At 62.4% G+C, this 13,953-nt stretch carries 16 protein-coding genes; 6 read left to right on the top strand and 10 right to left on the bottom strand.

Going from position 1 to position 13,953, the window contains the following annotated elements:
• Window positions 1-132: 132 nt before the first annotated feature.
• Together NKI46_RS24480 and NKI46_RS24475 are read right to left on the bottom strand one after the other, a co-directional pair.
• Window positions 133-1,242 carry an aldo/keto reductase gene (locus NKI46_RS24480; protein ID WP_023738710.1) on the bottom strand — a complete coding sequence of 370 codons (1,110 nt, stop codon included), beginning with the start codon at window positions 1,240-1,242 and terminating at the stop codon, window positions 133-135.
• Between the two features lie 34 nt (window positions 1,243-1,276).
• Window positions 1,277-1,804 carry a nuclear transport factor 2 family protein gene (locus NKI46_RS24475; RefSeq protein ID WP_023671025.1) on the bottom strand — a complete coding sequence of 176 codons (528 nt, stop codon included), beginning with the start codon at window positions 1,802-1,804 and terminating at the stop codon, window positions 1,277-1,279.
• A gap of 99 nt (window positions 1,805-1,903) precedes the next feature.
• On the opposite strand from NKI46_RS24475, the gene NKI46_RS24470 reads away from it, so the two are divergent.
• On the top strand, window positions 1,904-2,830 hold the full coding sequence (locus NKI46_RS24470) for a LysR family transcriptional regulator (protein WP_023671024.1): 927 nt from the start codon (window positions 1,904-1,906) through the stop codon (window positions 2,828-2,830).
• A gap of 33 nt (window positions 2,831-2,863) precedes the next feature.
• Here the strand turns inward: NKI46_RS24470 and tsf are convergent, their stop codons facing one another.
• From tsf to NKI46_RS24440, 6 genes are all read right to left on the bottom strand, one after another.
• Window positions 2,864-3,784: a translation elongation factor Ts gene (tsf, locus tag NKI46_RS24465; RefSeq protein WP_023684688.1), complete on the bottom strand. Its 921-nt coding sequence runs from the start codon at window positions 3,782-3,784 to the stop codon at window positions 2,864-2,866.
• 108 nt (window positions 3,785-3,892) lie between these two features.
• Window positions 3,893-4,681 carry a 30S ribosomal protein S2 gene (rpsB, locus tag NKI46_RS24460; RefSeq protein WP_023671022.1) on the bottom strand — a complete coding sequence of 263 codons (789 nt, stop codon included), beginning with the start codon at window positions 4,679-4,681 and terminating at the stop codon, window positions 3,893-3,895.
• 177 nt (window positions 4,682-4,858) lie between these two features.
• Window positions 4,859-5,119, bottom strand: coding sequence for a LysE family transporter (locus NKI46_RS24455; RefSeq protein WP_280790902.1), 261 nt, complete (start codon window positions 5,117-5,119; stop codon window positions 4,859-4,861).
• Window positions 5,065-5,397 carry a LysE family translocator gene (locus NKI46_RS24450; protein WP_280790901.1) on the bottom strand — a complete coding sequence of 111 codons (333 nt, stop codon included), beginning with the start codon at window positions 5,395-5,397 and terminating at the stop codon, window positions 5,065-5,067. The genes NKI46_RS24455 and NKI46_RS24450 overlap by 55 nt, the downstream gene beginning before the upstream one ends.
• 68 nt (window positions 5,398-5,465) lie before the next feature.
• Complete coding sequence (locus tag NKI46_RS24445; protein ID WP_023671020.1) at window positions 5,466-5,744, bottom strand: DUF4031 domain-containing protein; 279 nt, start codon at window positions 5,742-5,744, stop codon at window positions 5,466-5,468.
• Between the two features lie 44 nt (window positions 5,745-5,788).
• On the bottom strand, window positions 5,789-6,619 hold the full coding sequence (locus NKI46_RS24440; protein WP_023724373.1) for a cell envelope integrity EipB family protein: 831 nt from the start codon (window positions 6,617-6,619) through the stop codon (window positions 5,789-5,791).
• Window positions 6,620-6,757: 138 nt separating this feature from the next.
• On the opposite strand from NKI46_RS24440, the gene NKI46_RS24435 reads away from it, so the two are divergent.
• The 5 genes from NKI46_RS24435 (at window position 6,758) to NKI46_RS24415 (ending at window position 10,976) form a co-directional block, all read left to right on the top strand.
• On the top strand, window positions 6,758-7,222 hold the full coding sequence (locus NKI46_RS24435; RefSeq protein WP_023693441.1) for a RidA family protein: 465 nt from the start codon (window positions 6,758-6,760) through the stop codon (window positions 7,220-7,222).
• Window positions 7,223-7,236: 14 nt separating this feature from the next.
• Entirely contained in the window at window positions 7,237-7,965 is a 729-nt protein-coding gene (locus NKI46_RS24430) for a glycerophosphodiester phosphodiesterase (RefSeq protein WP_023738709.1), read from the top strand.
• Window positions 7,966-8,020: 55 nt separating this feature from the next.
• A complete protein-coding gene (locus NKI46_RS24425; protein WP_023738708.1) occupies window positions 8,021-9,235 on the top strand; it encodes a GNAT family N-acetyltransferase in 1,215 nt (404 codons plus the stop codon).
• Window positions 9,236-9,331: 96 nt separating this feature from the next.
• A complete protein-coding gene (locus NKI46_RS24420; RefSeq protein ID WP_023684683.1) occupies window positions 9,332-9,760 on the top strand; it encodes an HIT family protein in 429 nt (142 codons plus the stop codon).
• 73 nt (window positions 9,761-9,833) lie between these two features.
• The gene (locus NKI46_RS24415) at window positions 9,834-10,976 is read left to right on the top strand and encodes a phosphatase PAP2 family protein (RefSeq protein WP_245265788.1); all 1,143 of its coding nucleotides are present in this window, start codon (window positions 9,834-9,836) and stop codon (window positions 10,974-10,976) included.
• A gap of 99 nt (window positions 10,977-11,075) precedes the next feature.
• On the opposite strand, the gene clpA is transcribed toward NKI46_RS24415, so the two are convergent.
• On the bottom strand, window positions 11,076-13,565 hold the full coding sequence (gene clpA / locus NKI46_RS24410) for an ATP-dependent Clp protease ATP-binding subunit ClpA (protein WP_023684681.1): 2,490 nt from the start codon (window positions 13,563-13,565) through the stop codon (window positions 11,076-11,078).
• 6 nt (window positions 13,566-13,571) lie between these two features.
• On the bottom strand, window positions 13,572-13,898 hold the full coding sequence (gene clpS, locus NKI46_RS24405) for an ATP-dependent Clp protease adapter ClpS (protein ID WP_023671012.1): 327 nt from the start codon (window positions 13,896-13,898) through the stop codon (window positions 13,572-13,574).
• Between the last annotated feature and the right edge of the window lie 55 nt (window positions 13,899-13,953).

Here is a 13,953-nt window from a genome sequence, read left to right as displayed (position 1 = left end):
GGGTCCTCCCGTGCTCTCGCCCGCCGGGGGGGGGGGGGGGGGGGGGGTGGTGGTGTTTTTCTTTATGCCTGGGGGGGCGGCTGTCGCCCCCCCCCCCCCCCTCGCCCAATTCCGCCTTCCCGTCGCGGCCCGTCAGTTGCTGGTGATGCTGACGGCGTCGCCCTCGACCAGCAGCGGCGGCGCATAACCCAACGGTTTGTCGCCGGTCACGGCGCCGCCGGTAACCCGGGCTTGTATGTCGGACCCGAAATAGGCGTACGGGAATGGCGGCGGTGTCTTGCTGACCGTATCCAGCCGCGCGCGAAGCTCGGCGGGTAAAGTGAAATCCAACGCCGCCAGATTGTCCTGCAACTGTGCCAGCTTGGTGGCGCCAAGAATCACGGTGGCGATGCCCGGTTGCGTTGCCACCCAGTTGAGCGCGACCTGCGCCATGCTGTGTCCGAGTTCGGCGGCCACTTTTTCGAGTTCCGCCACGATCGCCCAGTTGCGCTCGGTGAACTTCTGGAACCCCGGATGAGTGGTGTTGCGAAAGCCGTCGAGCCGGCCGACATGGCCGTCCTGCGTCGGCCGGTACTTGCCGCTGAGCAGGCCGCTGGCCAGCGGGCTCCACACCATGATTCCTGCGCCATGGCGGGTGCCGAAGGGCACGAACTCATTTTCGATCGAACGCTCCGCCAGCGAATATTCAAGCTGCAGGGCCGACACCGGCTCGTAGCCGCGCCACTCGGCGATCGTCTGCGCGCGGGCAGCATACCAGGCCGGCACATCGGACAGGCCGACATGGCGAATTTTGCCCGCACGCACGAGATCATCCGTCGTGCGCATGACCTCCTCGGCCGGCGTCAGCCCGTCCCAGACATGGAGGAGGTAGAGGTCGATATAGTCGGTGCCCAACCGCTTCAGCGAGGCGTCCACGGCGCGCAAGATGTTCTTGCGGCCATTGCCGCCGGCGTTCGGATTGCCGGGCTCCGCGTTGAAGGTGAATTTCGTGGCGATCACCGCTTTGTCGCGCAAGCCCCGCTCGGCGATGAATTCGCCGAGCCAGGTTTCGGCTGTGCCGCCGGTGTAGAGGTCGGCGGTGTCGAAGAAATTGCCGCCGGCCTCGACATAGGCGTCGGCCATGGCGCGCGCGGTTTCCCTGTCCGCGCCCCAGCCCCATTCGGTGCCAAAGGTCATGGTGCCCAGTGCCAGCCGGCTGACGCGCAGGCCGCTGTTGCCCAGTGTGTAATAGCTCATGGTCATGGTGTTTTTCCTATCCTGATTTCTTGACGCCGGCTCACTGGCCAGGCGTCATCTTGACCCAGGGATTGCCGCGCTCATGCGTGGCGCGGAAAACGAAGCCGTCGACTTTCCAGCCGGTCCCGGAGCGAACCAGATGGTGCTCGTAGGTGCCCCAGACTTCCCACAGCGGGTCGCCATTGCCTTCCATCCGGTTCCAGGCATAGCCGTTCGAAGAGACGGTCGCCGCGTCCGCCTCAAAGATCACCTGGTGATTGGTGCGCAGATGCAGGCTGGTCTTGCTGCCCCTGAGGTTGCCGGCCCAGGTACCGATCAGATTGTCGGAGGGGATGGTGGCGGCAGGCTGTCCTGACAGGCTGCTGAAGTCGACGGTGACACGGTCGGCGAAATAGGAGCGGGCAAGCTTCCAGTCCTGCGCATCGACGGCACGGTCGATGGCATCGGCGATGCGGATGACGGCGCGTTCGTCGGCGAGCGCGCGCCAACCGGACGGCTCGGCGCCGCCGGCATCGACCGGCGCTAGGGCAAGGCCTGCGGCGAAGGTAGCGTGTTTCAAGGCATCCATCTCTCTTCTCCTTTGTGCATCGGTGATGGCAATATGGGTCAGCCTGTCGGCATCGAGAAGATTGAAGTGTTCGCAAGGACTATGCGATATCATGCATGAATGGACCGGGATCTGCTCAGTCATTTGCCTGTCATCGTCGCCGTTGCCCGACGCGGCGGCTTTGCGCTAGCTGCGGCCGAACTGGGCATGTCCCCATCCGCCGTCAGCCATGCGGTGCGCCTCGTGGAGGAGCGGATCGGCCAGCCGCTGTTTGCGCGCACCACGCGCAGCGTCTCGCTGACGGAAGCCGGCAAGGCGCTGGTGGACACAGCAGCCCCTGCCCTCCAGGATATCGCCGACCGGATGGACCGCATCCGAGCCATCAAGGGCCGGCCCTCCGGCTTGCTCAGGTTGAACGTTCCCAACATCGCCGTTCCACTTGCCGTCACTCCCGTGGCCGCCGCGATGGCTGAACGCTATCCTGATGTGACCATCGAATTGCTCACCGACCAGGGGCTGGTGGACATTGTCGGCGAGGGTTTTGATGCCGGCATCCGGCTGGGCGAGATGATCGCACAGGACATGGTCACGGTCCGGCTGACGCCGCCATTCAACGCCGTGATCGTCGCCTCCCCCGCCTATGTCGGCCGGCATGGCCGTCCGCGCGGTGTGGCGGATCTTTCGGACCACAATTGCATCGGCTACCGGCTTGTGCGCTCCGGCGCACTCTATCGCTGGGACCTGACTGAGGACGGCAAGGATGTCGTGGCCGAGACGAAGGGTACGGTCATCGTCACCGATTCGCTGGCCGCGATCGACCTTGCGCTTGCCGGCGTCGGGCTGACCTATGTGTTCGAGCCGCTGGTGCGCGCGGAATTGGCCGCCGGCCGCCTCGTTCAGATCCTGCCGCAAACGGCGATCGAGGAGCCCGGCCTCTTCCTCTACTTCCCGCGCAGGGCGTCGATGGCGCCAAAGCTCAGGGCCTTCATCGACACCGCACAAGAAATTGGCCGAGCATCCTTGCGGACGCCCGGCCGAGTTGCCTGAGCTGAGAAGCCCTTTTCGGGGCTATTTTTAAAACTACTTCTTCACCGCCGCCGCGACTTCCGCCGCGAAATCGGTCTCTTCCTTTTCGATGCCTTCGCCCAGCGCAAAGCGCAGATAGGCGGAGATCTTGGCCGGAGCGCCGATGTCCTTCTCGGCATCCTTCAGCGCCTGCTCGACAGTGATGTCGGGATTGAGCACGAAGGCCTGCTTGAGGAGCACGACTTCCTCGTAGAACTTGCGCAGGCGGCCTTCGACCATCTTTTCGATGATCGCTTCCGGCTTGCCGGACTGGCGCGCCTGGTCGGCGAAGATCGCCTTCTCGCGCTCGACCGCTGCCGGATCGATCTGCTCGGCGGTCAAAGCCAGCGGGTTGGTGGCGGCGACATGCATGGCGACCTGGCGGCCAAAGGCGTTGGCGGCATGCTCATTGCCCGTGGTCTCGATCGCGACCAGAACGCCGAGCTTGCCAAGACCATCGGCAACCGCATTGTGCACGTAGGTTGCGACAGCACCGTGCGGGACGGTGAGCTTGGCCGAACGGCGGAAGCTCATGTTCTCGCCAATGGTGCCAACGGCGTCCTTGATGGTGTCAGTGACCGACTTGTCCGAACCAGGATACTTTGCGGCAGAGACAGCCTCCGTCGTGCCATAAGCAAGCGCGACCTTGGCGACATTGCGAACGATCTCCTGGAACTGCTCGTTGCGGGCCACGAAATCGGTCTCGGAGTTAACCTCGACGATGGCGGCCTCGCGGACGCCGGAGTCGACGCCGATCAGGCCTTCGGCGGCAGTACGGCCAGCCTTCTTGTCGGCCTTGGAAATGCCCTTCTTGCGCAGCCAGTCGACGGCCTCTTCGATGTTGCCGTTGGTCTCGGTCAACGCCGCCTTGCAGTCCATCATGCCCGCGCCGGTCAAGTCGCGGAGTTCTTTGACCTGTGCAGCCGAAATGCTCATTGTCGCCTCTTTGTTTTAAATGCACCGACGCACCACCGGTACTCGGTGATGCGTCCGTCTAGCGTGCCAAATATGAGAATGATGAAGGCCGCAACCGACCTTCGATTGTCAAGCTTCCGGAGCGTCCGCAGCCGGGGCCGGAGCCGGATCAAGCGCCGGTTCGACCGGAGCTTCGACCGAGGCGCCGATGTCGACGCCGAGCGCGCCCTGCTGGCGGGCGATGCCGTCGATGGCAGCCTTGGCGATCAGGTCGCAATAGAGCTGGATGGCGCGCGCCGCGTCGTCATTACCGGGGATCGGGAAGTCGATCTTGTCCGGATCGCAGTTCGAATCGATGATGGCAACGACCGGAATGCCGAGGCGCTTGGCCTCGAGAATGGCGATCGCTTCCTTGTTGGTGTCGATGACGAACATCAGGTCGGGGGTCGAGCCCATGTCCTTGATACCGCCGAGCGCCTTGTCGAGCTTCTCGCGCTCGCGGTCGAGGTTCAGGCGTTCCTTCTTGGTCAGGCCCTGGGCCTCACCGGCCAGCATCTCGTCGAGCTTGCGCAGGCGCTGGATCGAATTCGAGATCGTCTTCCAGTTGGTCAGCATGCCGCCGAGCCAACGCGAATTGACATAATACTGGGCCGAACGCTGCGCCGCGTCAGCGACGATATCCGAAGCCTGGCGCTTGGTGCCGACGAACAGCACGCGACCGCCCTTGGCAACGGTGTCGGAAACCTGCTTCAGAGCCTGGTGCAGCAAAGGCACCGTCTGCGACAGGTCGATGATGTGGATGTTGTTGCGGGCGCCGTAGATGTAAGGCGCCATCTTCGGGTTCCAGCGGTGGGTCTGGTGGCCGAAGTGAATGCCAGCTTCCAAAAGCTGGCGCATGCTGAAATCAGGCAGTGCCATTCTTAGTTCCTTTTCCGGTTAGCCTCCACGGACACAGGCATTTTTGGACTTTGTCCTCGAACGCCACCGGAGGTTTCAGCCGGATTTCTCCCGGGCAGACACCAAAGTCCGTGTGTGGAATGAGCGCGCATATAGAGGGGAAGCGCTGCAAACGCAAGCGGTGAGGTGCTTCATCGCTCAGCGCGCGGCAATCAGCGCTCCGGTCCCGATCATGGCGCTGCCGGCGAACCGGTTCATCAGCCGCATGCGTCCGGGCGTCCTGAACCAGCCGGATGCCCTGCCCGCCAGCGCGGCGTAGATGCCCATGGTGAGAATATTGGCGCCGACGACGACTGCCACCACCAGCAGGCCGTCGGCAAACGTCATGGTGTCGAGGTTGAGGATCAGCGGCATGATCGAGGCGTGGAACAGGATCGCCTTCGGGTTGCCGAGCGCCACGGAGGCGCCAAGCAGGAACGCGACAATCCGGTTTGGGGGATTCCTTGCGCGGCCGATTGCGCGGCCGCGGCCCGCCACATCTTGATGCCGAGGAAAATCAGGTAGGCCGCACCGGCGTATTTCAACAGGAGAAACACCCATTCGAAGGTCTGGGCCAGCGCCACCAGCCCGAGCAGTGCCAAGGTGACCAGCACGGCATCACCGGCGGCAATGCCCATTCCGGCGACGAACGCACGCAGGAAGCCGCGTGCCACGCCGTTGGTGATCACCGTGAACATCGCCGGTCGTCCCGGCGTGGCGGCGGCAAGTGTGATGGCAAGGCAATAAGCCAGGAATGCCGTTAGCGTCACGACCGGCCCTTTCCGTTGGGTACCCGTACGCGCCTGAAGATCGCAACGATCTCCTCGCGGCTGCATTCGATGGCGCCGAGCCGCACCGCCCGGTCGCGCTCGAAGCCGGTTATGTCATAGTGCGGCGCCGATGTCCTGGGCGGCCCTTGGTAGGACGAACGCTTGACGCCAAGTTCGGCGGCGAAACGATGCAGTTCGTCCGTATCGTCGGCCATCAGGTGGCACCAGCGATGGCCGGCCCATTTCCAGATTGCCGCATCGACATAGACCGCCATCGGGAACTGCCATCAAGCCTGCCGTGGCCAGCGCCGCATTGTTGCTATTTCGAGACGGGGCAAGGCTTGGTCTGATCGAACAGCGACAGGTTGACCAGCTTTCCGGTCATCGAGAACTCGCCATAGTCCATTGTGAGGTCGCGGGTGATGCCGTTCTCGTGCAGCTTGAAGCTGATGCGGTATTCCGGCACCTCTTCGCCCGATTTGTCGGTCTCGTCGAAATAGGCGATGTCGACCGGCCAGTATTTGTCGCCGGCAAGCTTGGCCAGCGCCGGCGCTTCGGGGTCGGCCTTGTCGCCCTCGGCCTTCTTGCCGACGATGACGGTGGTGGTCATCACCTTGTTGGCATCCTCCGAACCGTCGAACAGGCTGGTTTCGTAGAAATTCTCGCCCTTCTCGGCCTTGCCGATCAGTTCGACCAGATGCTGGGTCGGGAACTGGGTGGTGGCAAGTTCCAGGCTGTTCTTCTCGGGCTTGTCAATGTCGACTTTGAGGCCCTTGGTCTCTTTCGTGGCGGTGCCCTTGACCTCCTTGTCGAGGTTCTGGTCGACGAAGGATTTGGTCACGAACGAGAAGGTCTTGCCTTCGGCGTCCTCGAACGTGGTCGTCTGCTGGTCGGTCAGCCTGGTGTTGTCGCCGGTGGCGATCTGGGTGACGAAACGGAATTTTACCGTATAGCCCTCGCAGGGCGAGCCGTTGAACTCATAGACCATGCGGCCGGAAATGCCGGTGATACCCGAGCGGTCCGACGCCTTGTCGAGGGTAAGATCGTAGACGGCGCGATGCGCCTGCAGCGCCGGCACGGCAAAGGCTGGAGCCATCGAGAACAGCACCGGAAAGAGAACGGCGTGGAAGGCAAGGCGCGTTGCGCGCATAAGGGGCTCCGATCGTCGCAGCTGATGGCAGGCCGCAGGTAAAGATGGTCCAGCTTAAAAAAAGTCGTGGCGGAAGCGAGGCAAAAATAGCAATTTCGGCTCGGCCAGCGCGGCGTCTCCAAGCAATAGGGAAATACCATGAGTGAAACAATCGAAAAGCGGCTAAGCGATCTCGGCGTGACGATACCTGCCGCCGCAGCGCCCGCCGCGAACTATGTGCCCTATTGCAGGTCCGGCAATCTTTTGTTCACCGCCGGGCAGTTGCCGCTCAAGGACGGCAAGCTGCAGGCAAGCGGCCTGCTCGGCCGCGACGTCGATACCGCAACCGGCAAGGAAGGCGCAAAGTACTGTGCAATCAACATCTTGGCGCAGGCAAAAGCAGCACTTGGCGATCTCGAAAAAATCCAGCGGCTGGTCAAGATCACCGTCTTTGTTGCATCAGTGCCGGATTTCGTCGAGCAGCATCTGGTCGCCAACGGCGCCTCCGATTTCCTGGTCGCAGCCCTTGGCGAGCGCGGCAAGCATGCCCGCTCCGCCGTCGGCACCGCCTGTCTGCCGCTTAATGCCGCAGTGGAAATCGAAGCCGTCTTCGAGGTCGCATGAGCAGGACCAAGACAATGACCGACCTTTCCTGGCTGACCGCCCGCCCGGTGGCGCATCGCGGCTTTCACGACATGAACAAGACGCGCTGGGAAAACACGCTGTCGGCCTTCGCTGCTGCCGCCGAGCGCGGCTATGCGATCGAATGCGACGTGCATTTGTCGTCCGACCGCGTCCCCGTCATCATTCATGACGGCGATCTCAGGCGGTTGACCGGCCAGGACGGCTTCGTCTGGCAGCGCACGGCAGCGGAACTGGCGGCGCTCAGGATCGGCGGCACCAAGGACCATGTGCCGACACTGCAAGAAGCGCTCGACTTGGTCGACGGCCGTGTGCCGATGGTTGTCGAACTGAAGGGTGTGCCCGGTTACGACGAGGGCTTGGTGGCAAGCGTCGGCAAGATGCTGGAGCGCTACAAGGCCAAGGCGGCGATCATGTCGTTCGACCACTGGCTGGTCCGCGATTTCCCCAGGGATGCGCCAGGAATTCCGGGCGGGCTCACGGCCTATGGCAAGGACAACCAGTTGATCGAGGCGCATTTCGCCATGCTGGCGCATGACCTCGCCTTCACCTCCTATGCCGCGGGCGATCTGCCGAACCCGTTCGTCAGCTTCGTGCGCGAAAGGCTTAAAATGCCTGTCATCACCTGGACGGTGCATGACCAGCCGGCGGTGGATCTCACTTTCAAATACGCCGACCAGATGACGTTCGAAGGGTTCGAACCCGATCTGGTCAATGTCGCCTGATGGAAGTGCCTGAAACGTGACTTGTAGCGGCCCCGACAGAGCTTAAATAAGCCCCATGGATCAGGGTGATGAAGGCGACGGGCAAACGGCGAATGCGGAGTTTTCCATCCGCGTCGCCGCCGGCATCAATGCCTTCACCTGCGACGAGTGGAACGGCTTTACCGGCACAACCCGCAGCGACACAGAAAATGGCTATAACCCTCTCGTTTCATATGCTTTTCTGAGCGCGCTTGAAGATTCCGGCTGCGCCGTGCGGCGTACCGGCTGGCAAGGTCATCATCTCAGACTGGAAAATGCCCAAGGCAGATTGCTGGGCGCCGTGCCCTGCTATCTCAAATCGCACAGCCAGGGCGAATATGTCTTCGACCACGGCTGGTCCGATGCGTTCGAACGCGCCGGCGGCAACTACTATCCGAAACTGCAATGCGCCGTGCCGTTCTCTCCGGTCACCGGCCCTCGCCTGCTGGTCAGCAAGGGCGAGGACAGCGCCATTGTGAAGGCCGGTCTCGCAGCGGGCCTGAAGGCGGTGACGGAAAAGCTCGGCGTGTCCTCCGCGCATGTCACCTTCGCCAATGAAAGCGACGTTGCAACGCTGGAAGCAGCCGGCTTCCTGCACCGCACCGACCAGCAGTTCCATTTCTTCAACGAAGGCTTTTCGACCTATGACGACTTTCTCGCCACGCTGGCATCGCGCAAGCGCAAGGCGATGAAGAAGGAGCGCCGCGAGGCGCTCGCCAACAATATCTCGATCGACCGGCTCACCGGCAAGGACCTGACCGAAAAGGCCTGGGACGATTTCTTCGCCTTCTACATGGATACCGGCAGCCGCAAATGGGGCCGGCCCTATCTCAACCGCAAGTTCTTCTCGCTGATCGGGGAGCGCATGTCCCAGGACATCCTGTTGGTCATGGCCAAGCGCAATGGCCGCTATGTCGCCGGCGCCATCAACTTCATCGGCTCCGATGCGCTCTACGGCCGCAATTGGGGCTGCATCGAGGACCACCCGTTCCTGCATTTCGAAGTCTGCTACCATCAGGCCATCGACTTCGCCATCGAGCGCAAGCTGAAGGTGATCGAGGCCGGCGCGCAGGGTGAGCACAAACTGGCGCGCGGCTATCGTCCCGTGACCATGCATTCGGCGCACTACATCGCACATGCCGGCCTGCGCAATGCTGTGGCCGATTATCTCCGGCGTGAGCGGCGCGAGGTCGAGCGGATGGGCGAAATTCTGGAAGAGCATACGCCGTTCCGCAAGGATCTTGAGGAATAGCGATCCGCGCCTGCCCTCGCCTGACCATCTTACCTGACCATCTTGCCGGTCCGGGACAGCTTCGCTACACCGGGAGCATACTCCCGGAGCGCCGCCATGACCGAGGCCTACGACCCCAGCAATATCTTCGCAAAGATCCTGCGCGGCGAAATCCCCTCGCACCGCATCTACGAGGATGATGCCGTGGTCGCCTTCATGGATGTGATGCCGCAAGGCCCCGGTCACACGCTGGTGGTGCCCAAAGCACCGTCGCGCAATCTGCTCGATGCCGATCCCGCGACGCTCGGCCGGCTGTTCACCACGGTCCAAACGGTCGCGCTGGCGGTCAAAAAGGCTTTCGGCGCTGACGGGGTCACCATCCTGCAGTTCAACGAACCGGCGTCCGGCCAGACCGTCTACCACCTACATGTCCATGTCATCCCGCGGTTCGAAGGCATCGCGCTCAAGCCGCATACGGGGCAGATGGAGAAGCCCGAAGTGCTGACGGAGAACGCGGCGAAGATCCGAGCAGCGCTGAACGGTTGAGGTGGCGCGCGCCTCAGGGCGATGCGCTCAGCCACAATCCACCACGTCGGTTAGGAAAATATCAAACCACGCCGTGATAACGTGCTCCGTACCGGGATGCGTTTGGGTTTTCAAAATCGTGGAACATTCGGTTGCGACATCAGAGCCGTTGGTAAAAGCAGCTGCCGGGCGGGCCTTTCTGCGCACCTTGGCGGACGCGTACCGGCGACACCGCCTGCTGCACGCGATGGCCATCGCTGCCCTGCTTTTGGCAGCCGCGGTCGGCCTGCGCACCGGAAACATGCCGGATTTCGGCGTGCTGGAAGACTATTCCCAATACCTTCTTTTCGCTTTCTGGATCGGTGGCTGCGCCTTCGCACTCGGCAGCTTTTTTCACCTTGCACTCATCAAGCGGGATCCTGAGCCGCTCGGCACTTTCCTGCGATCGATCGGCGGCGTCTTCGGCGACGCCGAGCGCAACGCCAACAGCCTGAATGGTCTGGCCGCGTGCATTGCGCTCATATCCGCTTTCGGTGTGTTGAAAGGCGCGGTCGCGATCCTTTCGCCATTCGCATGGGATCACGCATTGGCTCAGGCCGACCGGGTGCTGCATTTCGGCCGAGCGCCCCATGAATGGCTATGGTTTATCGTCCAGTCGCCGCTCGCCGTAAGATCGTTCAACCTGGCTTACAATTCCTGGTTCGTCGTCCTTATCGCCTCGGTCTTCATCGCTTGCATCACGCGCAGGGACACGAAGCTGCGTCACCAGTTCCTGATGAGCTTCATGCTCGTGTGGATACTGGCGGGTTTTTTCCTGGCGATGGGCCTGTCTTCGGCAGGGCCGTGCTTTTACGAGCGACTGGGGCTGGGCAGCGACTATCATTCCCTGATGCAAGCACTCGCCGCCGCCGATCGCATCTATCCGATCTGGGCGCTCAGCACGCAGGACATTGTGTGGAGCGGCTATATCGGGGCGACGCCAGGCAGTCTCGGCATATCCGCCTTCCCGTCCATGCATGTAGCGATGGCGGTGCTTTTCGCGCTTTATGCAACACGCCGCTCACGGTTGGCCGGCCTTTTGATGTGGGCATTCGCCGCAATCATCATGGTCGGCTCGGTCGTCCTTGGCTGGCATTATGCCGTGGATGGCTATGCGAGCGTTCTGATTTCGATCGCCATCTGGAAGGCGTGCGGGTACTTCCTGGGCAAGTTTGCACCCGAGGGCGTCGCCGCCTGACCTAACAACATCTGCCCTGAAAAGCAGGGGCGCTGTGTCGGCAAACCGGCCAGCCAATGAAAAAAGGGCCCGTCACCGGGCCCTTCATAGGCGAACCTTTCAGCTCTTGCGCGGCAGTTGCGGCACCAGGCTGCGCTTGCCGCCATCCTTGCCCTTGGGCTCAGGCTCGTCCTTGCCCTTGGGCTGAGGCTTCTGCGCCACCGCCTTCTTGGCGACGGGCTTCTTGGCCACCGCCTTGCGGGCTTTCGGCGTCTCTTCCGGCTCCTGCTTCGGCTGCACCGGGGCTTCGTCGGCCAGTGATTCGAGCTTCAGGCCGGTTTCGCCGGTTTCCTTCTTCTCGACGGTGACGCGCACCGTGCCGCCCTTCTTGAGCTTGCCGAACAGCACCTCGTCGGCCAACGGCTTCTTGATGTGCTCCTGGATGACCCGGCCGAGCGGCCGCGCACCCATGCGCTCATCATAGCCCTTGTCGGCCAGCCAGGCGATCGCGTCGGACGACAGGTCGAAGGTGACGCCCCGCTCGGAGAGCTGGGCCTCGAGCTGCATGACGAACTTCTGCACCACCTGATGGATGACCGGCACCGGCAGCGAACCGAACGGGATGATCGCATCGAGACGGTTGCGGAACTCCGGCGTGAACAACCGGTTGATGGCCTCGACATCGTCGCCTTCGCGCTTGGTCGATCCGAAACCGATCGCCGCGCGCTGCGCATCGGATGCGCCTGCATTGGTGGTCATGATAAGGATGACATTGCGGAAGTCGATCTGCTTGCCGTTGTGGTCGGTCAGCTTGCCGTGGTCCATGACCTGCAACAGGATGTTGAACAGGTCCGGATGCGCCTTCTCGACTTCATCCAGCAAGAGCACGCAGTGCGGATGCTGGTCGACCCCGTCGGTAAGCAGACCGCCCTGGTCGAAGCCGACATAGCCGGGAGGCGCGCCGATCAACCGCGAGACGGTGTGGCGTTCCATATATTCCGACATGTCGAAGCGGATCAGCTCGACGCCGAGCGAGGCAGCCAACTGCTTGGCGACTTCGGTCTTGCCGACGCCGGTCGGGCCTGAGAACAGGTAGGAGCCGATCGGCTTTTCCGGTTCGCGCAGGCCGGCACGCGCCAGCTTGATCGCCGAGGTCAGCGCGGTGATGGCGGTGTCCTGGCCATAGACGACGCGCTTCAGCTCGATGTCGAGGCCTTGCAGCACCTTCTCGTCGTCGGCCGAAACCGTCTTCGGCGGGATGCGGGCCATCGTGGCGATCGTGGCTTCGATCTCCTTGATGCCGATCGTCTTCTTGCGCTTGGCTTCCGGCACCAGCATCTGCGAGGCGCCGGTCTCGTCGATCACGTCGATCGCCTTGTCCGGCAGCTTGCGGTCGTTGATGTAGCGGGCCGACAGTTCCACCGAAGCCTTGATCGCCTCGTTGGTGAACTTCACCTTGTGGAATTCCTCATAATAGGGCTTGAGGCCCTTCATGATCTCGATGGCGTCCTCGATGGTCGGCTCGTTGACGTCGATCTTCTGGAAGCGCCGCACCAGAGCGCGGTCCTTCTCGAAGAACTGGCGGAACTCCTTGTAAGTGGTCGAGCCGATGCAGCGGATGGCACCCGAAGACAGCGCCGGCTTCAACAGGTTCGACGCATCCATCGCGCCGCCGGACGTCGCACCGGCGCCGATGACGGTGTGGATCTCGTCGATGAACAGCACGGCGCCCGGATAATCCTCGAGCTCCTTGACGACCTGCTTCAGCCGCTCTTCGAAATCGCCACGGTAGCGCGTGCCGGCCAGAAGCGTGCCCATGTCGAGCGCGAAAATGGTGGCGTCCTGCAGCACTTCGGGCACATCGCCTTCGACGATGCGCTTGGCCAGACCTTCGGCAATCGCCGTCTTGCCGACGCCGGGATCGCCGACATAGAGCGGGTTGTTCTTGGAGCGGCGGCACAGCACCTGGATGGTGCGGTTGATTTCGCTCTCGCGGCCGATCAGCGGATCGATCTTGCCGGCCTTGGCTTTGTTGTTGAGGTTGACGCAATAGGCAGTCAGCGCATCCTGCTGCTGCTTCTTCTTGCCGCCTTCCTCCTGCGGCTCGGCGCCGTTCTGGCCGCCCTGCTCGTCATCGGCGCCGCGCGGCGAGCGCGTCTCCGATGCGCCGGGGCGCTTGGCGATGCCGTGCGAGATGTAGTTGACCGCGTCGTAGCGGGTCATCTGCTGTTCCTGCAGGAAATAAGCGGCATGGCTCTCGCGCTCGGCAAAGATGGCGACGAGCACGTTGGCGCCGGACACTTCCTCGCGGCCGGATGACTGCACATGGATCACGGCGCGCTGGATGACGCGCTGGAAGCCGGCGGTCGGCTTGGAATCCTCATCGTAACCGGTGACCAGATTGTCGAGTTCGGTGTCGATATAGGTCAGAACGGTGTGCTTCAGCTCGTCGAGATCGACGTTGCAGGCGCGCATAACGGCGGCCGCCTCGGTGTCGTCGATGAGGGCGAGCAGCAGATGTTCTAGGGTTGCATATTCATGGTGCCGCTCATTGGCGAGCGTCAGCGCCTGGTGAAGCGCCTTTTCCAGGCCTTGGGAGAAAGCCGGCATGTTACCTCACTTCTTCTCCATCACGCATTGCAGCGGATGCTGATTCTGTCGGGCGAAATCCATGACCTGAGACACTTTGGTCTCGGCCACCTCGAATGTATAGACCCCGCACTCGCCCACCCCATGATTGTGAACATGAAGCATGATGCGTGTGGCGGCTTCGCGGTCCTTTTGAAAAAAACGCTCCAGGACGTGAACCACGAACTCCATGGGCGTATAGTCGTCGTTGAGGATGAGGACCCTGTAAAGGCTGGGCTTCTTGGTCTTGGTCTTGGTGCGCGTAATGACGGCTGTGCCGCGACCGGCCTCATTGCCGTCGCCGTCACTTTGCATCCGCACCACGCTTGTCGTGGCAGTCAAACCTGAAGTCACGTAATCCTGCCTCTTT

The sequence above is a fragment of the Mesorhizobium sp. M0615 genome (assembly GCF_040320805.1).
Lineage (GTDB): Bacteria > Pseudomonadota > Alphaproteobacteria > Rhizobiales > Rhizobiaceae > Mesorhizobium.
The sequence above is the reverse complement of the archived record's forward strand: the minus strand, read 5'-3'. Positions and strand labels throughout refer to the sequence as shown.